Source organism: Mesorhizobium sp. WSM4845 (genome assembly GCF_055811455.1).
Window position 1 is genome coordinate 86,625 of the sequence record NZ_JBVVQA010000008.1, and the last position, 23,406, is coordinate 110,030.

Consider the following 23,406-nt stretch of genomic DNA (forward strand, 5'->3'; position numbering starts at 1 on the left):
TCAAGCTCCCTTCGCGTAGGACGACATCGCCATGAATTTGTCCGCCACCGGCCAGTTGGCGGCGCGCGAGGCTTCCTGCATGCACTCGATCAGAGCCGCGCCCTCGGTCGGCTGGCGGTGCGCCTTGATGTCGCCGTCGCGGTAGGCATTGATGAAGCGGAACTCGAGCGGGTCCATGCCGATCAGCCGGGCGAGCTTGTCCATCTGCACCTCAAGCGCGAAATCGCCGATGGTGACGCCGAAGCCGCGCATGGCGGAGGAGGGGGTGCGGTTGGTGTAGACGCAGTAGGTGTCGATCCAGACATTCGGGATGGTGTAAGGGCCGGGATAGTGGCCGGCGCCCTTCTGCGCGCCATAGGGCGAATGGCGCGAATAGGCGCCGGCATCGGTGTAACCGGTGACTTTTCTGGCGACGATACGGCCGTCCTTCATGACGCCGTCCTTGATGACGACTTTTTCGGCGGCGCGCGGCGAGGAAATCTGCATCTCCTCCTCGCGGCTGTAGATGAACGAGACCGGCCGCGCGGTCAGCTTGGCGCCGAGGATGGCGATCGGCTCGACGATGACGTCGACCTTGCCGCCAAAGCCGCCGCCGACGGTGCCGCCGACGAAATGCAGTCTGTTGCCGGGCATCTGCAGGATGATCGAGGCGTTGTCGAGGGTGAAGAACATGGCCTGCGTGTTGGTGTAGCAGGTGAAGCGGTCGTTGCCCTCCGGCGCGACGATGCAGCCGGTCGTCTCGGTCGGCGCGTGCTCGATCGGCGACGATTGATAGGTTTGCTCGAGCACGAGATCGGCGCCGGCGAAACCGGCCTCGACATCGCCGAAGCGCACCTTGCGGCATTCGCCGCTGTCATAGAGGTAATAATTCCGGCCGTGATATTCGTTGACAACAGGCGCGCCGGGCTTCAGCGCTTCTTCCATGTCGAAAACGGCCGGCAGCACCTCGTAGTCGACCTTGACCTTGGCCGCCGCTTCCTGGGCGGCACGCTCAGTCTCGGCCAGCACCGCCACCACGGCTTCGCCTTTCCAGCGCACCTTGCCGTCGGCCAGCACCGTCTCGTCCTCCGGACCGATCTGGATCAGGATCAGGATGGTGTAGACATTGTGCGGCACGTCCTTGGCGGTCAGGATTTTCACCACGCCCGGATGCATCTGCGCCTCTGAAGTGTCGATGCTGCGGATGCGGGCGTGATGATGCGGGCTGCGCACCATCTTCAGATGCAGCATGCCTGGAAAATTGCGGTCGGCGAAATAGGCGGTCTTGCCGGTGACATGACCGGGCGAATCGGAGCGCGGCCGTGGCTGGCCGATCTCGTGCAGATCGTCCTTGCGCTGGTCGGCGAAGTAGCTCTTGCGGAGTTCCATGTTTTCGACTCCCCTCAAGCTGCGTTCTGCGAATTGGACCGCGCGGCGGTCAGCACCGCCTGGATGATCGGCTCGTAGCCGGTGCAGCGGCAGATATTGCCCGACAGCGCCTCGACCACCTCGTCGCGGCTGGGGTCCGGCGTGTGATCGAGCAGCACCTTGGCGGCCATGAGCATGCCCGGCGTGCAGAAGCCGCATTGGGTGGCGAAGGCGTCGAGGAAGGCGCGCTGCAAGGGATGCAGCACGCCGCCTTGCGAAAGCCCTGACGTCGTGGTGATCGCCGCGCCGTTGCAGGTTTCGGCCAGCGTCAGGCAGGACAGCCGCAACTCGCCGTCGATGATCACCGAGCAGGCGCCACATGTGCCCTGATGGCAGCCGCCCTTTGGCGAGGTGTCGCCGATCTTGTCGCGCAGCGCATTGAGCAGCGTCGTGCCGCTGTCGATGAATTCGGCCTTCTCCGCACCGTTGAGCGTGAACTGAACCGGGATCTTTGCCATTTTTTACTCCTTGCGCCGCAGCCAGGCGGAGATGCGCGCCATCGGCTTTCAGGCGAGCAAAAGCCGGCCGAGATGGACCGGCAGGACTTCGTTGCGATACCAGGCACTGGCGATCGGATCGGTAATCGGCGAGGTGCCGTCGTTCGCGACGGCCAGCGCCGGCGCGATGCCGTCGCTCGTGAGTTTCCTGCCGAGCAGCGCCTTCTCCGCCGCCTTGGCGCGCATCGGCCGGTCGGCCATGCAGCCAAGCGCGATGTGCGCCGATGACACGGTTCCGTCCGGCGCTCGTTCCAGCACGGCGGCGATGCTCAGCACCGAGACGCCCTTCGGCTTGACCCTCGATATTTTCAGGAAGCGAAAGCCGCCTTCCAGTGGCAAGCTGAAGCCGACCGAAGTGACGATGGCGTGATTGTCTTCGCGTTTTGCCAGGAAGGTTTCGATCGGCACCTCGCCGTCATCGGTGCCGACGGTTGCGCCCAGTGCCAGCAGCGCGACGATGAAATCGCCATAGGGCGCCGGGGCAAAGAGATTGCCGCCGATGGTCGCCATGTTGCGGATCGCCGGGCCGCCGACGGCGCGCGCCGCGCGGGCAAGGGAAGACAGATCCGGGTGACGGGCGATCGCCGCCATGGTCACCGAAGCGCCGATGCGGACCTCCCTGCCGGAAACAGTGATGGCCGACAGCGCCGGTTCGGTCGACCTGATGAGGCCGGAGACCGAAACGTCGCCTTCATTGGCGGCGCGCACGACCAGCGTGCCGCCGCCGAGATAGCGGGTGCCGGCGGCTTTCAGCGCCGCACTGGCGTCCTTGACCGTCGAGAAAGTCTGCAGTGCAAGCGCCATGGAACGCTCCTTTTTGTGAGCCCATTCAGCTCAACCCTGGCCGGCGAACTGGGTCTTAAGGGCGTTAAAGCCGCCCTGGAAGACGTTGGCGCCCATGCCTTCGGCCAGCTTGTCAGCTTCCTCGGGAGCCGCGTCGAAGCTTGCGGTCCATTCGGCATAGGTGCGGTTGCCATCGGTCACCCGGCGCAGCTGCAGCGTCGCCTTGTGGTTGGTCAGCGGTTGCGGCGTCTCCAGGATGGAGTAGCTGACGAGGAAATTGTCGTCGGAGAAGTCGAGCAGCTTCTCGCGGATGCGAGCGCCGCTGGCGAGCTGGAAATTGCGCACGCAGCCGATTGCGCTGGTGTCCTTGCCGTCCTCGATATGGCTCTCGACCATGCGAGGGTGCCAGCTCGGCAGCCCATTGAAATCGCGTATGCGCGCCCAGACCTTTTCGACCGGTGCGTCGATGACGCTGGAGACGGTGACTTTCGCCATATGATCATTCCCTTGCAATAGCTGTGTCGCGAGGGTAGGGCGGCGAGCCCGGCAGCACTTATCAATGCGTCTTGAGCGCCTATCAATAAGTCTGAAAAAAACCGGCAATCTGAAAAAACGGCAGCCTGAAAAAAAAGGGGCAGTCTGAAAATGGCTCAGGAAATGGCCCGCGCTGCCTCGCGATAGAGTGTCGGCGGAACGCCGACATGGTCGCGGAAGAATCGCGAGAAATTGCCCTGCGTGGTGAAGCCGAGATTGCAGGCGACCGAGATCAACGGTTCCTGCGACCACTGCAACTGCCGCACCGCTTCCTCCATGCGCAGCGTGTTCCAGTAGACATTGGGCGTCAGATTGGTCTGCTCCTTGAACAGCGCGAAGAAATGCGGCCGCGACAGGCCGACGCTGCGCGCTACCTCGTCGAAGCAGATGCGTTCGCAGACATTGGCCTTCATCAGCTGGATCGCCTTGCGGACACGAAAATCCTGCACGGTGTGGACGCGGGCGCGCGCCACTTGTGGCGCCGAGGCGTCGGCGGCGTCGAGCACGCTGTCGATGAAGCGCTCGATCTCGTAATTGGCGATGTCGTCGATGCTCTCATTGTCGCTGAGATGGTCGAGAAGATTGGCTGCCGCCTTGTGCAGCCACGGCTCCAGCGTGATCGCCGGTGCCGAAAACAGCGGCGCGGTCGACCGCAGGTCGCGGCGCCGGCGCGCCCAGTCCGGATCGATGTAGAAGGCGAGGAACAGGCCGGGCCGGCCGTCGCGGGACAAAGCGTGGCTGTGCGGCTGGAAGGAATTGATGCCGGCGGCGGTGCCGGGCCCAAGCCGCACCGTCTCGCGGCCGATGGTCATCTCGCCGGCCGTGCCTTCCAGCCAGATGATGATATGCGCCTCGACATGGGCATGGGTGACGAAGTCGCTGGCGACGTTCAGGACAGAAACATGTCCGAACCGGCCCCAGTAGAGCCTGATCGCTTCCGTCATGGGTATATCCTCCCGCAGGCGACTGGCCTCCCTTCGCCTGCAATCGGGATAGTGCTGCTCAGTCCGGGTCCGCGTCAAGGCGCATGTGCGCGCCTGGCGCACGCCACGCGGCGCGCCGGCCGATTTTCAGACTGAGCGATAGCAACGACAACGAATTGCGCGCGTGACCGCGGCCTACTCGTTGCGCCGGAAATTGCGGAGCCGGTCGAACAGGACCGCCATCAGAATGGCGCCGCCGATGAACACCCCCTGCCAGAAGGCATTGATGCCGAGCAGGCCAAGGCTGTTGCGGATCACTTCGATCAGCGCCGCGCCGACGACGGCGCCAAAGGCCGTGCCCATGCCGCCGGCCAGGTTGGCGCCGCCGATGACGGTGGCGGCGATGACCTGAAGCTCCATGCCGTTGCCGAGATTGGTGGTGACGGCGCCCAGCCAGCCGGTCTGGATGATGCCGGCGAGGCCTGCTGCCAGCGCCGAGATCATGTAGACCGCGACCTTGATCTGGCGCACCGGTACGCCGGTCAGCGTCGCCGCATGCTCGTTGCCACCGATGGCGAAGATGTGCCGGCCGAATTTCGTCCAGCGCAGGACGAAGCCGGTGATCAGCGCCAGCACGATCATGTAGAGCACCGGATTGGCGATGCCGAACACAAAGGCGCCGCCGCCCAGCGCCAGAAGCTTGTCGTGGTCGGGCCCGAACTGGAAGACGACGGTGTTGTTGGAGGCGACCATGGCGAGGCTGCGCGCGATCGACAGCATGCCGAGCGTCACCACGAAGGGCGGAAACCCGAGATAGGCGATCAGGACGCCGTTGAAGGCGCCGATGATCAGCGCCGTCGCGATCGCAGCGGCAATGCCGACCTCGATGCCGTAGCCGGCATGCATGGTCACGGCGAGCACCATCGAACACAGGCAAAGCACCGAGCCGACCGACAGGTCGATGCCGCCGGTGATGATGACGAAGGTCATGCCGAGCGCGACGATGGCGACGAAGGTGATGTTGCGGGTGATGTTGTAGAGGTTCTTCGTCGTGGCGAAGGAATCGGTGGCGACGGACAGGAACAGGCAGGCGAGGATGACTGCGATCACCACCCAGAAGGTCTGGCTGGCAAACACCCTGGTCAGCAAAGTGTGCTGTTTCTGCGCGATTGTCTGGTCAAGAGTTACTGCCATCGTCGACCTTTATCTGCTTGCGTGGTGAAACCGGCTGGCATCAAACCTGTTCGATGGCGCCGGTGATGAGCCCGGTGACTTCCTCGGGCGAACTCGACGCGATCGTCTTGTCGGCGACCTTGCGGCCGCGCCGCATGACGATGACGCGGTCGGCAACGTCAAAGACGTCGGGCATGCGGTGGCTGATCAGCACGACGGCAATGCCCTGGTCGCGCAGATGGCGGATCAGGTTCAGCACCTCGGCGACCTGCCGGACCGAGATCGCCGCCGTCGGCTCGTCCATCAGCACGATCTTGGCCTGCGAAAGCATGGTGCGGGCGATCGCCACCGCCTGGCGCTGGCCGCCCGACATCTGCTTGACCAGATCGCGCGGGCGGGTTTCGGATTTCAGCACGGCAAAGATCTGGCCGGCGCGCTTGTACATCGCGGCGTAGTCGAGGATGCGAAACGGCCCGACGCCGCGGCGCAGCTCGCGGCCGAGATAGACATTGGCGGCGGCCGTCAGATTGTTGCACAACGCCAGATCCTGATGGACGATCTCGATGCCGTGCTGGCGCGCCTCCACCGGCTTGTGCAGGATCAGCTCCTTGCCGTCCATCTGCATCGTGCCATGGCTCGGGCGGAAATTGCCGGCGATCATCTTGACCAGCGTCGACTTGCCGGCGCCGTTGTCGCCCATCAGCCCGACCACCTGTCCGGCCTCGATCGACAGCGAAACGTCGTTGACGGCCTGGATGGCGCCGAAATGTTTTGAGATGTTGGCGAGTTCGAGAACCGGCACCAGTCTGCTTCCTCCGTGCTTTCGGCCTGCGATCCTGCCGCGGCCTCGCTCTTCCCAGCTCCTCCCGGGAACCGCGCTTTCGCCCATTTACGCATATGCCCCCTTGCCGTCAACAGCGGCTTCTTTCGAAAAATCCGTTTTGTAGGACAAATAGCAATTGACGTCCGTCGCAAGCCGATATTAGCTAGGCGTCGGAGGAGATTATGCCGATCTCCTGCCCCGGTTCGCCGGGGCTGAGCAGGCGGAGGTTTATCGGTCGAGGATCTGGCAGCGTCCACATCGCGCTGGTCTGCAACCGCATCTGGAAATTCTTATCGGCCCGGCTTGACGACACGAGCGCTCGCGAAACGAACCTCTGTCATCGCGCATCCGGGCTGGTCTGTGTGGCGGGCACGCCGTGTCCGTCTGTTTCAAGGGAGGACTGAAATGAGGAAGTCACTATTGCTCGCTGCCGTCGCCATGCTGGCGCTGGGCGCCGGGCCGGCTTTGGCCAAGAAACAGCTCGTCATCGTGGTCAAGGGGCTCGATAATCCGTTCTTCGAGGCCATCAACCAGGGTTGCCAGAAATGGAACAAGGAAAACGCCGACTCGGAGTATGAGTGCTTCTACACCGGTCCGGCATCGACCTCGGACGAAGCCGGCGAAGCCCAGATCGTCCAGGACATGCTGAGCAAGCCGGACACGGTGGCGATGGCGATTTCGCCGTCCAACGCACCGCTGATCGCGCAGACGATCAAGAGCGCCAATCCGTCGATCCCGATCATGACGCTCGACGCCGACCTCAGCAAGGAAGATGCGGCGCTGCGCAAGACCTATCTCGGCACCGACAACTACCTGATGGGCTACAAGATCGGCGAGTACATCAAGAAGGCCAAGCCCGACGGTGGCAAGATCTGCACCATCCAGGGCAATCCCGCGGCCGACAACATCCTGCGCCGCGCCCAGGGCATGCGTGACGCGCTTACAGGCCAGAAGGATCTCCCGGCGCTCGCCGGCGAGGGCGGCTGGACCGAGGTCGCCGGCTGCCCGGTGTTCACCAATGACGACGGTGCCAAGGGCGTGCAGGCAATGACCGATATCCTCGCCGCAAATCCCGATCTCGACGCCTTCGGCATCATGGGCGGCTGGCCGCTGTTCGGTGCGCCGCAGCCCTATCGCGACCTGTTCAAGCCGATGGCCGACAAGATCGCCAAGAACGAGTTCGTCATCGGCGCCGCCGATACGATCGGCGAGGAAGTGGCCATTGCCAAGGAGGGCCTGGTGACCGCATTGGTCGGCCAGCGGCCGTTCGAGATGGGCTACAAGGCGCCCTCGGTGATGATCGACCTTGTCGAAGGCAAGCCCGTTGCCGATCCGGTCTTCACCGGTCTCGACGAGTGCACCAAGGATACGGTCGATACCTGCATCCAGAAGTAGGTTCGCATTTTCGGGGCGTCCGCTCGACGGGCGCCCCGTCACGCCGGTTCACGAAAATCTACGAGGTGACGTGGCTGGGGCGAACCGCTCCTGCTTTGCCGCGCCTTTAGTTCAGCCTGTGCCGGGGAACATGGATGTCGGACGCCAGATCGAAAAAGCGACTTATCACGGTCAAGGGACGGGCTACGGTCAAGGCACGGGCCAAGGTCAAGGCACGGGCCAAGGTCAAGCCGCCGGTCGCCCGCCCGGCCGGCGCCCGCCGGACCGACGCGGCGCTGATCCCCGGATCGAGCGTGCATGCGTCGCTGGCCAACGAGATCGGCCTCAGGATCGTGCGCGGCGACTATCCGCCGGGAACCATCCTTCCCAACGAGGCCAAATGGTCCGAGACTTTCGACGTCAGCCGCTCGGCGGTGCGCGAAGCGATAAAAATGCTGATGGCCAAGAGCCTGCTGGCCTCACGCCCCAAGATCGGCAGCTGGGTCGAGCCGAAAGAGCGCTGGAACCTGCTCGATCGCGACGTGCTCGCTTGGTATGCGACAGCGCCCGATCGCGAAATGTTCCTGCGCACTGTCCAGGAATTCCGTCACATCATCGAGCCGGAAGCCAGCGCTTTTGCGGCGATCCGGCGCAGCGACGAGCAGATGGCCGAGATCAGCCAGGCCTGCCGGGAGATGGGCGAGGCGGCGACGCTACCGGAGCGCACCCGCGCCGACACGCGTTTTCACCTGGCTATCCTGCGCGCCTCGGGCAACGACCTGCTGGTGCCGCTCGGCGTGCTGATCGAATCGGCGCTCGATCATCTCTTTGTTTTCGTCACGCGCGAAACCAGCGACCAGCCTCGGGCGCAGGCGCTGCATGAGGCGATCGAGAAGAACATCCGCCTCCGGCGGCCGGCGGCAGCCCGCACCGCGGTGCACCGACTGCTCGCCAACACCGACGAGGTTATCGGGCGGTCGCGGCGGTAAGGTCAAACGCAATCGCTCTGAACGGCCAGGGAGCGGCGACTTGGAAGACTCACGTCGGGCCTGAAACCCCATATGCTTCGTTGACCTCCTCAGAGCGAGGAACGAACCCATTTGCCAGCACTCTTGCTGAGGAGTATCCTTTTGCGCAAAGCTGGCGGTGAGTGTCGGTTGAAAGGGGGAGCATGGCCAGACTTGTCGCACTCTACAAGACTCCGAAAGACGTGGCCGCCTTCGACCGTTACTATGTTTCGACCCACATTCCTCTGGCCAAAGCCATTCCCGGCTTGAGGAAATACGAAATCAGCGATGGCGGCGTCCATTCGCCGGGTGGGGCCTCAGGCTATTATCTTGTTGCTACGCTCTACTTCGATTCCGTTGCGGATATTCAAGCGGCCTTAGCGTCCTCCGAGGGTCGGGCCACGGCGGCTGATCTTGGCAATTTTGCAGATGGCGGAGTGGAGCTAATGCTCTTTGAGACTAGGGAAGTCTGAACCTCGCACAATCCGACCCCAGCAAAGTTTCAACCGAATTTCGGTTGTCGTTCCGCTGTTCGTCATGGGCTCAGTTGCGCCATGACCATTCATTCGCGCCGCCCTGGACGAACGGCAACTCATGGCGGGCCACACACCCGGGCATATGTCGGTGTTAGTGGCGTCGGGCGGCGTTACGATGTTGGTCGCAGGCGATGCCCTCGCCAATATCCATTTCGCGTTCGATCACCCGGATTGTCAGATGATTTGGGACCATGATCGCGAACTCGGCGTCAAGACGCGCAAATCCCTGCTGGACCGCGCGACTCACGATCGGCTTCTCGTTACTGGCTACCACTATCCGTTCCCGGGCGTCGGCCATGTCGTGAAGGAGGGCGATGGCTTTCGCCCGCTGCCGGCGGACTGGGTCTGGGATAGAGAAACCTGACCTGTTTGCGTTTCCTGGGCGATCTGCTGTCGGCGGATGTCACGCCTAAACGCCGATTGACACGGATCGCGGTTCTCAACGACGTCCCGTGGAAAAGCCACTGTCACCAACCGATCCGCCATCAAGTGGCCGTCAAGGCGGGACTGGAAATCCGCTGGGGCGCGTGAGCCATCGAAGAGGGCTTCTGAAGCATTGACGGCGTTTTCCGAGCGCCCACTTGGTGTATTAGATGTCGGATGTCATCTGCAGTATGACCGTAGATTGCCATGACCGTCAGGATGATCGGCTCGCTCAGGAGATCGTCAAGCGTAGGTTCACGCTCTCGCGTCATGGGTCGCCTCAAAATTCTTGTTTATTCCCGCATCTTCTCCTCGAACGATGACAGTGAGACGGCGTTCGGGGAACTCCTCAAAAAGAGGTAGTCTGCATCGTTATTGTCGACGACTGATATGGGTGCAGGTTGCAGCCATCGTCACGCGCGAAACCAGCGACCAGCCTCGGGCGCAGGCGCTGCATGAGGCAATCGAGAACATCCGTCTCCGGCGTCCGGCGGCTGCAAGGAGTGCCGTGCACAGGCTGCTCGCCAGTACTGACGAGGTTGTCGGGCGATCGCGGCGGTGATTTATACCGCAGAGTCGGCGCTGCCCCTCACCCTTACCCTCTCCCCGTGAAGAACGGGGAGGGGGGACGCCAGCGCTGGAGCTTGTCCCTTCTCCCCGTTTCCACGGGGAGAAGGTGGCGGCAGCCGGATGAGGGGCAGCGCCAACTTTGATCAGATACAGCGAGCCGATCGCCTCAAATCGTCTGTTTTTTCCCATCCTTCGTCGGCGTCAAATCGACGCCGTTGACCTTGCCGATATGTGTCGCCAGCATCGGCACATATTGATCGGCGGGCCCAGCGGCGAATGCGCCGGCGAAGGCGTTCTTGGTGGCATTGCCGAGCGGGTTGGCGATGCCGGCGGCACCGGCCATCGATTCGAGATAGGTGAGGTCCTTGAAGGCGTTGGCGATGGTGAATTTGTGCGCGTCACGGTCGCCTTCAAGCGTCCAGCGCATAAAAGTCTGGTAGAAGCCGCAATCCATGCGGCCGTTGCGGATGACGCTGTCGAAGCGCGGCGGCGAGATGCCGACCTTTTCGGCCAGCGCCAGCGCCTCGGAATAGATCGCCGCATAGCCCAGCGAGATGAAATTGTTGAGCAACTTCATGCGGTGGCCGTCGCCGGTGTCACCGATATGGACGATGCGTCCGGCCCAGGTGTCGAGCACTGGCTTCAGCCGGGCAAAGACCGCGTCGGATGCACCGACCATGGCGTCGAGCGTGCCTTCCCAGGCCTCCTTCGGCGTGCGGCTGAGCGGGGCATCGACATAGTCGACGCCGAGCCCCTTGAGTTCGGCGGCAAGCGCCACCGTCGAGGTCGGGTCGGAGGTCGAGCAATCAACGACCACCGAACCCTTGTTCAGGCCCTCCTTGAGGCCGCCCGGCCCGCGGATGATGGCCTCGACCTCGCGCGAGCCGGTGACGCAGATAAAGACGATATCGGATGCAACTGCCACGTCGCGCGAGGTCGCGGCTTCCTTCGCACCGCGGTCGAGCAGGTCTTGCGCCGGTGCGCGGTTCTTGCGGCCGAGAAACGTCAGGGAATAGCCCTTGTCGACGATGTTCTTGGCGATCCCGTGTCCCATCAGGCCAAGGCCGATGAAGCCGATCTTTTCGCTCGCGGCGGTGGTGTTCATGTCGTGTAATCCTGTGTTGCGGTCTCGATGACGGCGCCGCACTTCGGCAGGCGAATTGTTGAAGCGGGTTTTGCCCAAAGCGGTTGGCGGACGATTGCAGAGTTCGATATTGTCTGACAATACACCTGAATTCCAGGGAATGTGGAGAGCAAAATGACGAAGCGGATCATGTTCACCGGCGGCAGCGGCAAGGCAGGGCGCCATGTCGTGCAGTATCTGGTCGAGCAGGGCTGCCAGGTGCTCAACATCGACACCAAGCCGCTCGACAATCCCAAGGTGCGCACCCTGATCACCGATATCACCGACAGCGGGCAGGTGTTCAATGCGCTGTCGAGCTATATGGGCCTGCATGAATTCGACCCGTCGCTGCGCGCGCAGCCGGTCGATGCCGTGGTGCACTTCGCGGCGATCCCGCGCATCATGATCACGCCCGACAACGAGGTGTTCCGCATCAACGCGCTCGGCACCTACAATGTCATCGAGGCGGCGGTGAAACTCGGCATCCGCAAGGTGGTGATCGCCTCCAGCGAGACGACCTATGGGCTGGTTTTTGCCAACGAGCCGCGCGACCCGACACATTTCCCGCTCGACGAGGACTATGACGTCGATCCAATGGACAGCTATGCGCTGTCGAAGATCGTCAACGAGAAGACGGCGCGCGCCTTCGCGCTGCGCAGCGGCATCGACATCTACGCCTTGCGCATCGGTAACGTCATCGAGCCGCATGAATATTCGCTGTTCCCGAAATGGTTCGCCGATCCAGGTTTCCGCAAGCGGATCGCCTGGAGCTATATCGACGCGCGCGACCTCGGCCAGATCACGCTGCGCGCCATCGAGAAGGACGGGCTCGGCTATCAGGTGTTCAACGCCGCCAATGACGACACCTCCTCCGACCTGCCGACGGCCGAACTCTTGAAGCGGTTCTATCCCGGCGTGCCGGTCAACGTTGAACTCGGCGAATACGAGACGCTGCTCTCGAACCGCAAGGCGCGGGATATGCTCGGCTTCCGCCCGGAACACAGCTGGCGGAAATACGTCAGGACGGCATGACGAGGCCGATGCATCCCGGCTGATCTGTGCACAGAAGCAGGCTTTGCCGCCCGAGGCTGTTCCGGTGCTTGACAGCTTTCGCAATCCGGACTTTGTGAACGCATGCGGGACGGCAAGCCGAATAAGGGAAAAACACCGGCCAGGGCGGCTTCGGCCGAGCGCCCGGCTGTCGTTCGCCGTGCCGATACGGCGCGCATGCCTGGGGCGAGCGTGCATGCGTCGCTGGCCAACGAAATCGGTCTCAGGATCGTGCGCGGCGACTATCCGCCGGGAACCATCCTGCCCAATGAGGCCAAATGGTCCGAGACTTTCGACGTCAGCCGCTCGGCGGTGCGCGAAGCGATCAAAATGCTGATGGCCAAGAGCCTTTTGGCGTCGCGTCCAAAGATCGGCAGCTGGGTCGAGCCGAAAGAGCGCTGGAACCTGCTCGACCGCGACGTGCTGGCCTGGTACGCGACCTCGCCCGACCGCGAGGTGTTCCTGAAGACGGTGCAGGAGTTCCGCCACATCATCGAGCCGGAAGCGACCGCCTTTGCCGCGATGCGGCGCACAGACGAGCAGATGGCCGAGATCAGCCGGGCCTGCCGGGAGATGGGCGCGGCGGCGACGCTGCAGGAGCGCACTCGCGCCGACACGCGGTTTCACCTGGCGATCCTGCGCGCCTCCGGCAACGACCTCCTGGTGCCGCTCGGCGTGCTGATCGAATCGGCGTTCGATCATCTGTTTGCCTATACGACGCGGGAACTGGACGATCTGCAGCACGCGCAGAAACTGCACGAGGCGATCGAAAGGAACATCCGCCTGCAGCGGCCGGATGCGGCACGCAACGCGGTGCGCAAGCTGTTGGCCAACACCGACGGCGTCATCAAATCGCGCTGATAAAGCGCGGCGGACCACTGCAGCGCTTCATCTTCTTTCTCCACCGCCCGCAATTTCGCCGTTCGCAATCTCCCCGTTCGCGATCGCCGCCGGGCCACAGCCGCCAATCTCCAAGATTTGAGATTAGCCGCAGGGTCCCATGCCTTCGTCATCCTGGGGCGAAGCAAGGAGCGAAGCGACGCCGCGCAGACCCCAGGATCCATGCCGTTACCTTGGAGCACTGCTGCGGTGCAGGACCTTTGATCGCGGGAGGGACAGCGCCCCCTCTGTCCTGCCGGACATCTCCCCCACAAGGAGGGAGATTGGCTTCATCACTGATTTCGCCAATCACCAACCTTGCGGACGCTGTCCGCGAAGCTGCCGATCTCCCCCAAGTGGGGGAGATGTCGAGTCTTGGCAAAGAGGGCATGACAGAGGGGGGCGCGAAGGATCGCTACAGAGCGCTTTTATTCTGAGCCGTTGCATTCTTCGGCGGCTGTCACGGAATGGCTCCCAGGGTCTGCGCCGCGTCGCTTCGCTCCTTGCTCAGTGTTCTCTCGGGCGCCCAAACGCGGCGCGCAGTTCGTCCTTGGCGTCCTCCAGCACTTTCTTCTGCTTGGCCGGCAGGTTCGTGCCGGCGCGGTTGATGTAAAAATTCAGCATCGACATGGCGGACTGGAACGGCTCGGCCTTGCGCCGGTCGCTGTGCTCGGCCGATCGCTTCAACGAGGCTGCGATCTTCTTGGGGTCGTGGGATTCGAAGATATGGTCCTCGAGGTCCAGCGCATCGCTGTGCTCGGTGACCTCGGCCGACCATTTCCTTTTCGCGGTCATGACAAGCTCCTTCCATTGCTAAGTTTGATGAAAAACTCCGGGACGGCGGCCACCGTTCCACTGCAGCTCAAATCCCTGGAGCCACGAAATTGCGCGATGTGGCGCTGCACGGCGCCGCCAATGTCCCGATAGTGGTGCCGAACCCGTCGACTTGCGCACAACCGCGGACAGGAAACGCCTTGACCACAACCGCCTCCAGCCGGCCGAGCAGCCCCGGCATAGACAGCGCCTATGCCTGGCTGCGGCTCGGCATCTCGATGCTGCTGGCGACGATCGGCGGTGTCGGCATGTGGGCGGTGGTCGTGGTGCTGCCCGCCATGCAGGCCGAATTCGGCGTCGATCGCGCCGCCGCTTCGATGCCCTATACCGCGACCATGGCCGGTTTCGCCGTCGGCAATGTGCTGGTCGGCCGCGCCATCGACCGCATCGGCTACTGGATACCGGCGCTCATTGCCTCGGTGACGCTCGGTACCGGGTTCCTGCTGGCGTCGCTGACCACTTCGATCCTGCAGTTCACCCTTGTCCAGGGACTTTTGATCGGCGTCGGCACGTCGGCGATTTTCGGGCCGCTGATCGCCGACATCTCGCACTGGTTCAACCGCCGCCGCGGCGTCGCGGTGACGGCTGCCGCCGCCGGCAGCTATCTCGCCGGGGTGATCTGGCCGTTGGCAATGCCCTACGTGATACAGAGCGAGGGCTGGCGCTTCACCTATGCCGCGATCGGCGCCGTCTGCCTCGCCACCATGCTGCCGCTGATCACGCTGCTCAGGCGCGGCGCACCACATGCCGCCGCTCCCGGTTCACCTGGCAGCCGGCCGGTCCAGCCGATCACGCTGTCACCGGCAGCGCTGCAGGTGTTGCTCGTCGTCGCCGGCCTTGGCTGCTGCGTGGCGATGTCGATGCCGCAGGTCCATATCGTCGCCTATTGCATGGATCTCGGCTACGGCGTGGCGCGAGGCGCCGACATGCTGTCGATCATGATGGCGGCGGGCGTCGTCAGCCGGCTGGCGTCCGGCTTCCTTGCCGATCGTATCGGCGGCGTGAAAACCCTGCTGATCGGCTCGGTGCTGCAAGCCCTGTCGCTGTTGTTCTACATCCCCTTCGACGGGCTCGCGTCGCTTTACGTCGTCTCGCTGGTCTTCGGCCTGTCGCAGGGCGGCATCGTGCCTTGCTATGCCATCATCGTGCGCGAATACATGCCCGCCAAAGAGGCCGGCCAGCGCGTCGGCATCGTAATCATGGCAACGATCTTCGGCATGGCAATCGGCGGCTGGATGTCGGGCTGGATCTACGATCTGACCAGCTCCTACGCCGCCGCGTTCCTCAACGGCATCGCCTGGAACCTGCTGAACATAGCAGCGATGGTGCTGCTGTTGTGGAAGGCGCGGCGCAGCGCCGCGGCGATGGCCTGAGCACCTTCCCCGCTGGCCAGAGCGATGGCAGCGACATGGGGTAGGCCCCGTGACGCGGAGCCCGGCCAGGTTCGTGCTTGACTTACACATATCTCGGCGGTTATTGGTCTCCAATAGCCAGAGAGTTATCGATCACCATGTCACAGCCGCACGAGATCCTCTTCAAAACGCTTGCCGATCCGACGCGACGGGCCATCTTCGAGCGGCTGTGTCGCGACGGAGACCAGACCGTCGCGGCCCTGACCGCTCGGGCCGGGGTCTCGCAACCGGCCGTGTCAAAGCATCTTGGGGTGCTGAAGCAGGCCGGATTGGTGCGCGATCGCCACGAAGGCCGCAACACGCACTATAGCGCGGAGCTCGGCGCCCTGGCGCCGCTGATCGACTGGACAAACCAAATGGCTGGGTTCTGGCAAAGCCGGTTCGACAACCTCGAAGATCTGCTCAAAAGGATGGACCAATGACCAATACCGAGACCGAAACGCGCGCCGTCGTTGTCGAACGGGAGGTCGCTTTTCCGCCGGAAAAGATCTGGCGCGCGCTGACCCAGTCAGATTTGATCGAGGAGTGGCTGATGAAGAACGATTTCAAGCCAGACGAGGGGCACCGTTTCAATCTGAGCGCGGACTGGGGGACGGTCGACTGTCAGGTCCAGGCACTCGAGCCCAACAAGACGCTGTCTTACACATGGGATACCAAGGATCTCAGAAGTGTCGTCACATGGACGCTCACCCCTACGAGCACGGGGACCCATCTGCGCATGGAGCAGTTGGGCTTCCGGCCGGATCAGCAGCAGTACTATCAGGGCGCCCAACACGGATGGCAGCGGTTCTTTGCGAAGCTGGAGCAGGTCCTGGCGCGAATAGAATAGGCGTGCCGGCGCCATAGGCATCTGAGGGCGAAACGCAATGCCCAACAAGAAGTCTGTCAACGAAACAAGGTAGCAAAAAAGCCGCCAAGCGGGTCGTGCGGCTCGTCTTCAGAGGAGGTCCCAAATGAACTGGAACACGTGGATCCGGCAATTCCACCGCTGGCTGTCGATCATTTTTACGGCGGTCGTCGCTGCCATCTTCATCACCTTGGGCGTAGGTGTCGAGCCGGCCTATTGGGTATATCTCATGCCGCTGATCCCGCTCGGCTTGCTCATGCTCAGCGGTCTCTATCTGTTCGCGTTGCCCTATGCCACGAACTGGCGCAGCGGACGACGCACGGCGTAGAAGACTGAGCACGGTGGACGACAAGACGCCCGCTCACCACACACAGCCGAAATTCAAACAGTGGCGCTACCCGAGTTCGGGTAGCGTCCTGCCCGGTTCGCTTGACAATGGGGTAAGGCTGCGCGACGCCAGACGGGTGTGGCAAGTCGGGTGCGGCAAAGTCGGATTGGCATGGCGACAGTGGCAAAGACGCTGAACAGCATTTCGCGGTCGCGCTTCGGCGAGGGCGCCGCGTTCGGGACCAGGCTATGACCAAACCGCGCTCGCGCCGTGGCGGCGGCCGTCCGACGATCGCCGATGTCGCGCGCAAGGCCGGCGTCGGCGCCATTACCGTCTCCCGTGCCTTGCGCGAGCCGGAGCGCGTTTCGGAGGATCTGCGCCGCCAGATCCAGGCTGCTGTCGATGAGCTCGGCTATCTGCCCGATCCGAATGCGCGAGCATTGGCTTCGGCGCGCGCCGAGGTCTTTGGCGTGCTGGTGCCGTCGCTCACCAACAGCGTCTTTGCCGAAGTGCTGCGCGGCATCTATGACAGCCTGTCCGACAGCTCCTACCGCATCCAGTTCGGCAACACCCATTATTCCGGCCTCGAGGAGGAACGGCTGCTGCAGGTGTTCGGCCCGCAGCGCCCGGCGGCGCTGATCGTGGCGGGCATCGACCAGACGCCAGTTTCGCGAAGACTGCTTGAGACGGCCGGCTGCCCGGTGGTGCAGGTCATGGAGACCGGCCCCGATCCGGTCGACATGATGGTCGGCTTCTCGCATTTCGATGGCGGCAGGGCGGCGACTGAGCACATGATCGAAATGGGCTATCGCTGCATCGGCTTCATCGGCGCGCGCATGGACCCGCGCTCGCAGCGGCGTCTGGCCGGCTATCGCGCGGCGATGGAGGCGGCCGGCCTGTTCAACGCGCGGCTTGTCACCACCACGCCGGTGCCGTCCAGCGTGACGCTCGGGCGCGAATTGTTTCGCGACGCGCTGGCCAAGATGCCGACGCTGGACGGGATTTTCTGCAACAATGACGACATCGCGCTCGGCGCGCTGTTCGAGTGCCACCGCGCCTCGATCGCCGTGCCGAAGACGATCGGCATCACAGGCTTCAACGATCTCGACATGATGGAAGTGGCTTTCCCCTCGGTCACCAGCGTCCGGACGCCTCGCTACGAGATCGGCCGGCTGTCGGTCGCCATGGCGCTCGCGGGGATTGCAGGCAAGCGGCCGCAACAACCGGTCGTAGACCTTGGCTTCGAACTCAAGCGCCGTGAGAGCACTTCCCGCTGAAAGCACTGGCCGCTGAAAGCGCTTGCAGGCATCGCGAATTGCCGCTTTACTCTACGTCATGGTAGCGCTACCAGTTAAATCCAGGCGAAAGCTCGCGAAAACAGCGAAAGTCTGTTTATTATATATAAGCGACAGATGATGCTTGTTTATTATGTATAATATGATAGTTTTTATTCCGGTTTACTGGGCCACGAGGGAGGAGATCGGGTCGGCATTCGGCCACCCTGAAAGCGCGACGGCAAGGCAGGAGGTGCCGAGCCAGGCACGCGAGACGCGTAGAACAATCAGAAACTGCAACTGGGAGGAAAATCGATGATCAAGTCACTCGTAGGTGGCGTCGTCGCCGCCACTGCATTCGTCATGCTGAGTTCGTCGGCGCTCGCCGAACCCGAAATCGTCGCAGGCCCATCCGCCGAGCCGGAATGCTTCGCGCCATGGGCCGCCGACACGCAGTTCTTCAAGTTTCCCAAGAAGGAAGGCCCGTACCGCATCGCGCTCGCCAATGGCTATATCGCCAACACCTGGCGCATCCAGATGGTGCAGACGGCAAAAGCCTATGCGGCGCAGCCGGAGGTCGCGGCCAAGCTCAAGGAATTCAAGGTCGTCTCGACCGGCGAAGACGTGCCGGCGCAGATTTCGGCGATCAACAATTTCATCGATTCCGGCTATGACGCGATCGTCGTCAACGCGCAGAATCCGACGGCATTCGGTCCGGTCATCAAGCGTGCCAAGCAAGCCGGCGTCGTGCTGGTCGCCTTCGACAACATCCTCGACACCAAGGACGCCATCAACGTCAATGTCGACCAGAAAGGCCTTGGCGAGTTGTGGGCCAACTGGCTGATCAAGCATATCCCCAATGGCGGCAAGCTCCTCGAGGTGCGCGGCGTTGCCGGCACGTCAGTCGACACCGACCGCCACAACGGCATCCATGAGGCCCTCGACGCTTCGGGCAAGAAGTGGGAGGTCACCGAAGTCGTCGGCAAATGGGACGATGGCGTCGCGCAAAAGGCTACGGCCGACGCGATCGCCACCAACGGTCCCTTCGACGGCGTCACCGGGCAGGGCGGCGACACCGGCATCGTCCAGGCGATGATCGACGCCAAGCATCCGTTCGTGCCGTTCGGCGGCGAAACGGAGAATGGCTTTCGCAAATTCTGCGCCAAGTTTGCCTCAGAAGGGCTGAAATGCTCGTCGGCCGGAACCGGACCCGCCCAGGTGGCGGTCGCCATCAAGACGGCGATCGCTGCGCTCGAAGGCCAGGTCGTCCCGCAGGCGGTGAAGCTGCCGCTGGCGATCGTCGAGGATCCGAACCTCAAGGAGGGCGAGGACTATTTCCCCGACCAGTCCGACAATTTCTTCGTCGGCAATTCCTTCCCGACCTGCGGCATCAATTTCACCGCGCAGGAAATCATGGGCCAGAGCAAGGAGAACCAGTAGGCTGATCGCTCGGCGCCGCGGGTATTCCGTGGCGCCGGTCCCGAAGAACAAGCGCCTTGGGAGGGGCCGATGGACGGTGCGGTTCCGCTCTTCCGCATGGAGGGCATATCCAAGCGCTATGGCGGTGTGCGGGCGCTGGAAAAGGCCGAGCTTTCGGTCACGCCAGGCAGCATCCACGCTATCCTCGGCGAAAACGGCGCCGGCAAATCGACGCTGATCAAGGTCATGGCCGGCGTCGTCGCGCCTGACGAAGGCCGCATGATGCTGGACGGAAGCGAGGTGAGCTTCGCGTCGCCGGCCGCGGCCAACCAGGCCGGCATCGTCTGCATCTTCCAGGAATTGTCACTCGTCCCCGAACTCAGCGTCGCCGACAACATCGTCATTTCCGATCCGCCGAAACGGTTCGGCATGATCGACCGCAAGGCGCAGCGGCGCATCGCGGAGGAAGCCCTGGCGCGTGCAGGCGCCGCCGACATCCACCCACTGGCGCTGGTCAAGGATCTTCCGCTTTCAAGACGGCAGATGGTCGAGATCGCCAAAGCACTTGCCAGGAAGCCGCGCATCCTGATCCTCGACGAGGCGACCTCGGCGCTGACCGCGGCCGACGTCGCCAAGATTTTTGGCGTCTTGAAGCGGCTGCGCTCGGAAGGGTTGGCGCTGCTCTACATCTCGCATCGGATGAACGAGATCGCCGAACTAGCTGACCAGTGCACGGTGTACCGCAACGGCCGCAACGTCGCCAGCTATGCTGCGGGCTCGAAGAGCGACAATGAAGTCGTCGAGCTGATGATCGGCCGCGAATACAGCCATATTTTTCCACCGAAGCCGGTGCGCCCCCCGGCTATAACCGCTCCGGTGCTTGAGGCGCGAAAACTGTCGTGGACCGACCGGCTGGACAATATCTCGCTCACGGTCGGGGCAGGCGAGGTCGTCGGCCTCGGCGGTCTCGACGGCCAGGGCCAGCGCGAATTGCTGCTCGCCTTCTTCGGCGTGCTGCGCGGCCTCAGCGGCCAGATACTGATCGACGGCAAGCCGGTGGCGATCGCCAGCCCGGCCAAGGCCCGCGGTGACCGGATCGGCATGGCGCTGATCCCGGAGGACCGCAAGACCGAAGGCCTGATGCTGCCGATGACGGTGCGCGAAAACCTCTCCTTTGCCGCACTCGACCGGTTATCCAGGGCCGGCATCATCGACCGTGCCGCCGAACAGCGGCTGATCGACGACATGGTCGCGCTGCTGGCGATCAAGACGGCCGGCCTCGACATCCCGGTTGGCGCGCTGTCCGGCGGCAACCAGCAGAAGGTGGTCATCGCCAAATGGCTGATGCGGCAGCCGCGCATCATCCTGCTCAACGACCCGACGCGCGGCATCGACGTCGGCACCAAGCAGGAACTGTATCAGCTGATGCGCAAGCTTGCCGACCAGGGCGCGGCGATCCTGTTTTACTCGACCGACTATGACGAGCTGATCGGCTGCTGCGACCGGGTGCTGGTGCTCTATGACGGAGCGGTCAAGCGCGAGCTGGTCGGCGCCGAAATCACCGAGCGGGCGCTGATCGCCAGCGCGCTCAACATCCATGGCGAAGAGATGCCCGTCAGCCAAGGAGCAGACGCGTGAAGGATTGGCGCTACTGGCTTGCCGAACAACGCGGAACGCTGCTGGCGTTCGGTATCTTCATCGTGATGTTCACGATCTACACCTCGAACCATCCGGCCGGCTTTACCGCCAATGTCGTGCAGACGGCTTCCAACAAAGGCGTGCTGCTTGCCTTCGTCGCCATGGCGCAGACGCTGGTGGTGATCACCGCCGGCATCGACCTTTCCGTCGGCATGATCTTTCTGCTGACCAATTGCCTGGCCTCATGGCTGGTCATCGGCACCGGCATCGAGACCGCCTTCGGCGTCGTCGCGGTGCTCGGCACCGGACTGCTGTGCGGGGCGATCAACGGCGCCATCGTCATCTACGGACGGCTGCAGCCGATCGTCACCACCATTGCCACCGGCGCGGTCTATTTCGGCATCGCGCTGCTGCTGCGACCGTTCCCGGGCGGTTCGGTCAACGAGGATCTTGCCGACGCGCTGACCGGGCGGCTGTTCGGCGTGGTGCCGGCGAGCCTGGTGGCGCTGCTGGCCATCGTGCTCGTCGTCTGGGTGCCGTTCAGCCGGTCGGTGCTCGGCCGCGCCGCTTACGCGGCCGGATCGTCGGAGATGGCAGCCTACATGTCCGGCGTGCCGATCCGCCGGGGAAAATTCGCCGCCTATGCGCTGGCCGGCCTGCTGGCCGCGATCGGCGGGCTGTTCCTGACCTTCTTCACCTATACGGGCGAGGCGGCCTATGCCAGCGGCAATGCCTATACGCTGTTCTCGATCGCCGCCGTGGTGCTCGGCGGCGTCTCATTGTTCGGCGGCAAGGGCAGCGCCATCGGCGCGATTTTCGGCGCGCTCGCCTTCCGCACCATCGGCGACCTGCTCTTCGTCTTCGATTTCGATCCGCTCTGGCAGCCGCTGTTCCAGGGCGTCATCCTGCTGATCGCCGTCAGCCTCGGCGCCTTCGCCCTGTTCAGGGTCCGCAACCGGCTGGAGTGGTTCCTGTGAGCGAAACGACCATCGCCGGCATCGCCGGCCGCATGCCGAAATTCATCCGCCGCGCCGACCCTGCGGTGCTGACCGCCTTTGCCTGCATCGTGCTGCTGCTGTTTGTCGGCAGCCTTTATTCGCGCAGCTTCCTGTCGCCGGAATATCTGCTGCAGCAGCTCAAGGTGGCGTCGTTTCTCGGCGTCATCGCCACCGGAATGATGCTGGTCATCCTGCTTGGCCAGATCGACCTGTCGGTGCCGTGGTCGGTGGCGACGGGCGCGATGATGGCCTGTGCGGCCGCCGCCTACGGCCCGCTCGGCGTGGCGCTGGCGATCCCGTTCGGCATTTTCTGCGGCGTCGCGATCGGCATCGTCAACGGCATCGGCGTCGCTTATCTGCGCATTCCCTCGATGATCATCACGCTCGCCACCAATGCCGTCGCGCAAGGGCTGATGGTGGTCTATACCGGCGGCTTCTCGCCACAGGATTCGGCGACCCGGGCGATGCGCTATCTGGCGACCGGCTTTGCCATTCCGGGCGTGCCCAACGCCGTCGTCATCTGGGCGCTGATCGGTGCTGCGATGGTTTTCGTGCTGACCCGCACCGGCTTCGGCCGCACGGTCTACGGCATCGGCAACCGCGAGCGCGCCGCCTACCTTTCCGGCATCGACACGCGGCGCGTGGTGCTGATCGCCTTCGCCGTATCCGGCGGGCTCTCCGCCTTCGGCGGCGTCCTTCTGGCCGGCTATGCCTCCAAGGCGGCGCAGTCGATGGGCGACGCCTATCTCCTGCCGTCGATCGCTGCGGTGGTGCTTGGCGGCACCTCGATCCTCGGCGGCCGCGGCTCCTATCTCGGCACGGTCGCGGGCGTCATCCTGATCACGCTTTTGCAATCCATTCTTTCCGTCATGCAGATGCCGGAGGCGGGGCGGCAGATCATCTATGGCGTCGTCATCGTCGCCATGCTCCTGCTTTACGGCCGCGCGCCGGCCAGCCGCTGACCCGCATCGTGGACGAAAAGACAGCACAAATGCAGAGCGATCGCATTCGGCCCGCACCGGCCGTCGTGGTGATGGGCGTCGCCGGCTGTGGCAAGTCGGCGGTCGGCGAAGCGCTGGCGGCGGCGCTGGGCGCTGCCTTCGTCGAGGGCGACTGGCTGCATCCACCGGAAAACGTCGCGCGCATGGCAAGCGGCGAGCCGCTGACCGACGCATTGCGCGAAGGCTGGCTCGACGCGATCGGCCGGCGCATTGCCGGACCGGTCGGCGATGGGCAGAGCGTCGTCGCCGCCTGCTCGGCGCTCAAGCGCAGTTATCGCGAGCGTCTGCGCGGTTTTTGCCAGGACATTTTGGTCCTCTACCTGGAAATCGACCCCGCGACCGCAAAGCAGCGTGTCGGCTCCCGCCAGGGCCATTTCATGCCGGCAAGCCTGGTCGACAGCCAGTTCGCGACGCTCGAGCCGCCGGCAGCCGACGAGAAGGTATTGACGCTCGATGCGACGCGCCCGATCGCCGATATTGTGGCTGACGTCACAAGCCTGTTCGAGGCGAATTCATGAGGGTTCGCTGGCGCCGATTCCACTTCAAGACGCCA

Annotated in this window: 25 protein-coding genes and 1 pseudogene; 17 read left to right on the forward strand and 9 right to left on the reverse strand. The window is 63.5% G+C overall.

Annotated features, from left to right (window positions below):
* The 7 genes from AC0L2C_RS11930 to AC0L2C_RS11960 form a co-directional block, all read right to left on the reverse strand.
* Positions 1-1,368 (reverse strand): xanthine dehydrogenase family protein molybdopterin-binding subunit, encoded by a 1,368-nt coding sequence (locus AC0L2C_RS11930; RefSeq protein ID WP_473523429.1) that lies wholly within the window; start codon positions 1,366-1,368, stop codon positions 1-3.
* Between the two features lie 14 nt (positions 1,369-1,382).
* Positions 1,383-1,865 carry a (2Fe-2S)-binding protein gene (locus AC0L2C_RS11935; protein ID WP_027154340.1) on the reverse strand — a complete coding sequence of 161 codons (483 nt, stop codon included), beginning with the start codon at positions 1,863-1,865 and terminating at the stop codon, positions 1,383-1,385.
* A 48-nt stretch (positions 1,866-1,913) separates the two neighbouring features.
* Complete coding sequence (locus AC0L2C_RS11940; RefSeq protein ID WP_473523430.1) at positions 1,914-2,708, reverse strand: FAD binding domain-containing protein; 795 nt, start codon at positions 2,706-2,708, stop codon at positions 1,914-1,916.
* A 30-nt stretch (positions 2,709-2,738) separates the two neighbouring features.
* Entirely contained in the window at positions 2,739-3,182 is a 444-nt protein-coding gene (locus AC0L2C_RS11945) for an SRPBCC family protein (protein ID WP_473523431.1), read from the reverse strand.
* A gap of 155 nt (positions 3,183-3,337) precedes the next feature.
* Positions 3,338-4,165, reverse strand: a complete 828-nt coding sequence (locus AC0L2C_RS11950) for an AraC family transcriptional regulator (protein WP_287326326.1) — start codon at positions 4,163-4,165, stop codon at positions 3,338-3,340.
* Between the two features lie 174 nt (positions 4,166-4,339).
* The gene (locus AC0L2C_RS11955; RefSeq protein ID WP_287241007.1) at positions 4,340-5,338 is read right to left on the reverse strand and encodes an ABC transporter permease; all 999 of its coding nucleotides are present in this window, start codon (positions 5,336-5,338) and stop codon (positions 4,340-4,342) included.
* 40 nt (positions 5,339-5,378) lie between these two features.
* A complete protein-coding gene (locus AC0L2C_RS11960) occupies positions 5,379-6,119 on the reverse strand; it encodes an ATP-binding cassette domain-containing protein (RefSeq protein ID WP_027154335.1) in 741 nt (246 codons plus the stop codon).
* A 426-nt stretch (positions 6,120-6,545) separates the two neighbouring features.
* Here AC0L2C_RS11960 and AC0L2C_RS11965 point away from each other — a divergent pair, with 426 nt between their 5' ends.
* The 5 genes and pseudogenes from AC0L2C_RS11965 to AC0L2C_RS11985 form a co-directional block, all read left to right on the forward strand.
* A complete protein-coding gene (locus AC0L2C_RS11965) occupies positions 6,546-7,535 on the forward strand; it encodes a sugar-binding protein (RefSeq protein WP_473493725.1) in 990 nt (329 codons plus the stop codon).
* A 134-nt stretch (positions 7,536-7,669) separates the two neighbouring features.
* Positions 7,670-8,503, forward strand: coding sequence for a FadR/GntR family transcriptional regulator (locus AC0L2C_RS11970; RefSeq protein WP_473493724.1), 834 nt, complete (start codon positions 7,670-7,672; stop codon positions 8,501-8,503).
* A gap of 182 nt (positions 8,504-8,685) precedes the next feature.
* Positions 8,686-8,994 carry an EthD family reductase gene (locus AC0L2C_RS11975; RefSeq protein ID WP_473523432.1) on the forward strand — a complete coding sequence of 103 codons (309 nt, stop codon included), beginning with the start codon at positions 8,686-8,688 and terminating at the stop codon, positions 8,992-8,994.
* Between the two features lie 121 nt (positions 8,995-9,115).
* Positions 9,116-9,421, forward strand: a complete 306-nt coding sequence (locus tag AC0L2C_RS11980) for a hypothetical protein (protein WP_473523433.1) — start codon at positions 9,116-9,118, stop codon at positions 9,419-9,421.
* A 471-nt stretch (positions 9,422-9,892) separates the two neighbouring features.
* Positions 9,893-10,042: pseudogene (locus AC0L2C_RS11985) on the forward strand (FadR/GntR family transcriptional regulator); the annotation flags it as partial.
* A 174-nt stretch (positions 10,043-10,216) separates the two neighbouring features.
* Here the strand turns inward: AC0L2C_RS11985 and AC0L2C_RS11990 are convergent.
* Positions 10,217-11,155, reverse strand: coding sequence for an NAD(P)-dependent oxidoreductase (locus tag AC0L2C_RS11990; protein WP_473523434.1), 939 nt, complete (start codon positions 11,153-11,155; stop codon positions 10,217-10,219).
* Positions 11,156-11,308: 153 nt separating this feature from the next.
* Between AC0L2C_RS11990 and AC0L2C_RS11995 the strand changes: the two genes are divergently transcribed.
* Positions 11,309-12,205: an NAD-dependent epimerase/dehydratase family protein gene (locus AC0L2C_RS11995; RefSeq protein WP_128247721.1), complete on the forward strand. Its 897-nt coding sequence runs from the start codon at positions 11,309-11,311 to the stop codon at positions 12,203-12,205.
* Between the two features lie 102 nt (positions 12,206-12,307).
* Complete coding sequence (locus AC0L2C_RS12000) at positions 12,308-13,084, forward strand: FadR/GntR family transcriptional regulator (protein WP_473523435.1); 777 nt, start codon at positions 12,308-12,310, stop codon at positions 13,082-13,084.
* A gap of 525 nt (positions 13,085-13,609) precedes the next feature.
* Here AC0L2C_RS12000 and AC0L2C_RS12005 read toward each other — a convergent pair.
* Positions 13,610-13,897: a DUF3175 domain-containing protein gene (locus AC0L2C_RS12005; RefSeq protein ID WP_023798654.1), complete on the reverse strand. Its 288-nt coding sequence runs from the start codon at positions 13,895-13,897 to the stop codon at positions 13,610-13,612.
* 179 nt (positions 13,898-14,076) lie between these two features.
* On the opposite strand from AC0L2C_RS12005, the gene AC0L2C_RS12010 reads away from it, so the two are divergent.
* The 10 genes from AC0L2C_RS12010 to AC0L2C_RS12055 all read left to right on the forward strand — a co-directional run bounded on the left by AC0L2C_RS12010 (position 14,077) and on the right by AC0L2C_RS12055 (position 23,371).
* Positions 14,077-15,309 carry an MFS transporter gene (locus AC0L2C_RS12010; protein ID WP_473523436.1) on the forward strand — a complete coding sequence of 411 codons (1,233 nt, stop codon included), beginning with the start codon at positions 14,077-14,079 and terminating at the stop codon, positions 15,307-15,309.
* A 137-nt stretch (positions 15,310-15,446) separates the two neighbouring features.
* A complete protein-coding gene (locus AC0L2C_RS12015; protein WP_023798656.1) occupies positions 15,447-15,770 on the forward strand; it encodes an ArsR/SmtB family transcription factor in 324 nt (107 codons plus the stop codon).
* The gene (locus tag AC0L2C_RS12020; RefSeq protein ID WP_473523437.1) at positions 15,767-16,177 is read left to right on the forward strand and encodes an SRPBCC family protein; all 411 of its coding nucleotides are present in this window, start codon (positions 15,767-15,769) and stop codon (positions 16,175-16,177) included. The genes AC0L2C_RS12015 and AC0L2C_RS12020 overlap by 4 nt, the downstream gene beginning before the upstream one ends.
* 124 nt (positions 16,178-16,301) lie before the next feature.
* Entirely contained in the window at positions 16,302-16,523 is a 222-nt protein-coding gene (locus AC0L2C_RS12025; protein WP_023798658.1) for a hypothetical protein, read from the forward strand.
* 248 nt (positions 16,524-16,771) lie between these two features.
* Positions 16,772-17,800, forward strand: coding sequence for an HTH-type transcriptional regulator GntR (gene gntR, locus AC0L2C_RS12030; protein ID WP_473523438.1), 1,029 nt, complete (start codon positions 16,772-16,774; stop codon positions 17,798-17,800).
* Between the two features lie 312 nt (positions 17,801-18,112).
* Positions 18,113-19,237 carry a sugar ABC transporter substrate-binding protein gene (locus AC0L2C_RS12035; RefSeq protein ID WP_023798660.1) on the forward strand — a complete coding sequence of 375 codons (1,125 nt, stop codon included), beginning with the start codon at positions 18,113-18,115 and terminating at the stop codon, positions 19,235-19,237.
* A 69-nt stretch (positions 19,238-19,306) separates the two neighbouring features.
* Positions 19,307-20,854, forward strand: coding sequence for a sugar ABC transporter ATP-binding protein (locus AC0L2C_RS12040; RefSeq protein ID WP_287241018.1), 1,548 nt, complete (start codon positions 19,307-19,309; stop codon positions 20,852-20,854).
* Entirely contained in the window at positions 20,851-21,831 is a 981-nt protein-coding gene (locus AC0L2C_RS12045; protein ID WP_023798662.1) for an ABC transporter permease, read from the forward strand. Before AC0L2C_RS12040 ends, AC0L2C_RS12045 begins: the two co-directional genes overlap by 4 nt.
* On the forward strand, positions 21,828-22,814 hold the full coding sequence (locus AC0L2C_RS12050; RefSeq protein WP_023798663.1) for an ABC transporter permease: 987 nt from the start codon (positions 21,828-21,830) through the stop codon (positions 22,812-22,814). Before AC0L2C_RS12045 ends, AC0L2C_RS12050 begins: the two co-directional genes overlap by 4 nt.
* A gap of 29 nt (positions 22,815-22,843) precedes the next feature.
* Positions 22,844-23,371, forward strand: coding sequence for a gluconokinase (locus tag AC0L2C_RS12055; protein WP_473523439.1), 528 nt, complete (start codon positions 22,844-22,846; stop codon positions 23,369-23,371).
* Positions 23,372-23,406: the final 35 nt, after the last annotated feature.

What these genes read in the sequence shown, in the direction of transcription:
- AC0L2C_RS11995 (WP_128247721.1), top strand. Translation starts at nt 11,309, where the DNA reads ATGACGAAGCGGATCATGTTCACCGGCGGCAGCGGCAAGGCAGGGCGC.
- AC0L2C_RS11970 (WP_473493724.1), top strand. Translation starts at nt 7,670, where the DNA reads ATGTCGGACGCCAGATCGAAAAAGCGACTTATCACGGTCAAGGGACGG.
- AC0L2C_RS11965 (WP_473493725.1), top strand. Translation starts at nt 6,546, where the DNA reads ATGAGGAAGTCACTATTGCTCGCTGCCGTCGCCATGCTGGCGCTGGGC.
- AC0L2C_RS11990 (WP_473523434.1), bottom strand. Translation starts at nt 11,155, where the DNA reads ATGAACACCACCGCCGCGAGCGAAAAGATCGGCTTCATCGGCCTTGGC.
- AC0L2C_RS12005 (WP_023798654.1), bottom strand. Translation starts at nt 13,897, where the DNA reads ATGACCGCGAAAAGGAAATGGTCGGCCGAGGTCACCGAGCACAGCGAT.
- AC0L2C_RS11945 (WP_473523431.1), bottom strand. Translation starts at nt 3,182, where the DNA reads ATGGCGAAAGTCACCGTCTCCAGCGTCATCGACGCACCGGTCGAAAAG.
- AC0L2C_RS11950 (WP_287326326.1), bottom strand. Translation starts at nt 4,165, where the DNA reads ATGACGGAAGCGATCAGGCTCTACTGGGGCCGGTTCGGACATGTTTCT.
- AC0L2C_RS12035 (WP_023798660.1), top strand. Translation starts at nt 18,113, where the DNA reads ATGATCAAGTCACTCGTAGGTGGCGTCGTCGCCGCCACTGCATTCGTC.
- AC0L2C_RS11980 (WP_473523433.1), top strand. Translation starts at nt 9,116, where the DNA reads ATGGCGGGCCACACACCCGGGCATATGTCGGTGTTAGTGGCGTCGGGC.
- AC0L2C_RS11940 (WP_473523430.1), bottom strand. Translation starts at nt 2,708, where the DNA reads ATGGCGCTTGCACTGCAGACTTTCTCGACGGTCAAGGACGCCAGTGCG.
- AC0L2C_RS12000 (WP_473523435.1), top strand. Translation starts at nt 12,308, where the DNA reads ATGCGGGACGGCAAGCCGAATAAGGGAAAAACACCGGCCAGGGCGGCT.
- gntR (WP_473523438.1), top strand. Translation starts at nt 16,772, where the DNA reads ATGACCAAACCGCGCTCGCGCCGTGGCGGCGGCCGTCCGACGATCGCC.
- AC0L2C_RS11930 (WP_473523429.1), bottom strand. Translation starts at nt 1,368, where the DNA reads ATGGAACTCCGCAAGAGCTACTTCGCCGACCAGCGCAAGGACGATCTG.
- AC0L2C_RS12025 (WP_023798658.1), top strand. Translation starts at nt 16,302, where the DNA reads ATGAACTGGAACACGTGGATCCGGCAATTCCACCGCTGGCTGTCGATC.
- AC0L2C_RS12055 (WP_473523439.1), top strand. Translation starts at nt 22,844, where the DNA reads ATGCAGAGCGATCGCATTCGGCCCGCACCGGCCGTCGTGGTGATGGGC.
- AC0L2C_RS11975 (WP_473523432.1), top strand. Translation starts at nt 8,686, where the DNA reads ATGGCCAGACTTGTCGCACTCTACAAGACTCCGAAAGACGTGGCCGCC.
- AC0L2C_RS11935 (WP_027154340.1), bottom strand. Translation starts at nt 1,865, where the DNA reads ATGGCAAAGATCCCGGTTCAGTTCACGCTCAACGGTGCGGAGAAGGCC.
- AC0L2C_RS12015 (WP_023798656.1), top strand. Translation starts at nt 15,447, where the DNA reads ATGTCACAGCCGCACGAGATCCTCTTCAAAACGCTTGCCGATCCGACG.
- AC0L2C_RS11955 (WP_287241007.1), bottom strand. Translation starts at nt 5,338, where the DNA reads ATGGCAGTAACTCTTGACCAGACAATCGCGCAGAAACAGCACACTTTG.
- AC0L2C_RS12020 (WP_473523437.1), top strand. Translation starts at nt 15,767, where the DNA reads ATGACCAATACCGAGACCGAAACGCGCGCCGTCGTTGTCGAACGGGAG.
- AC0L2C_RS12040 (WP_287241018.1), top strand. Translation starts at nt 19,307, where the DNA reads ATGGACGGTGCGGTTCCGCTCTTCCGCATGGAGGGCATATCCAAGCGC.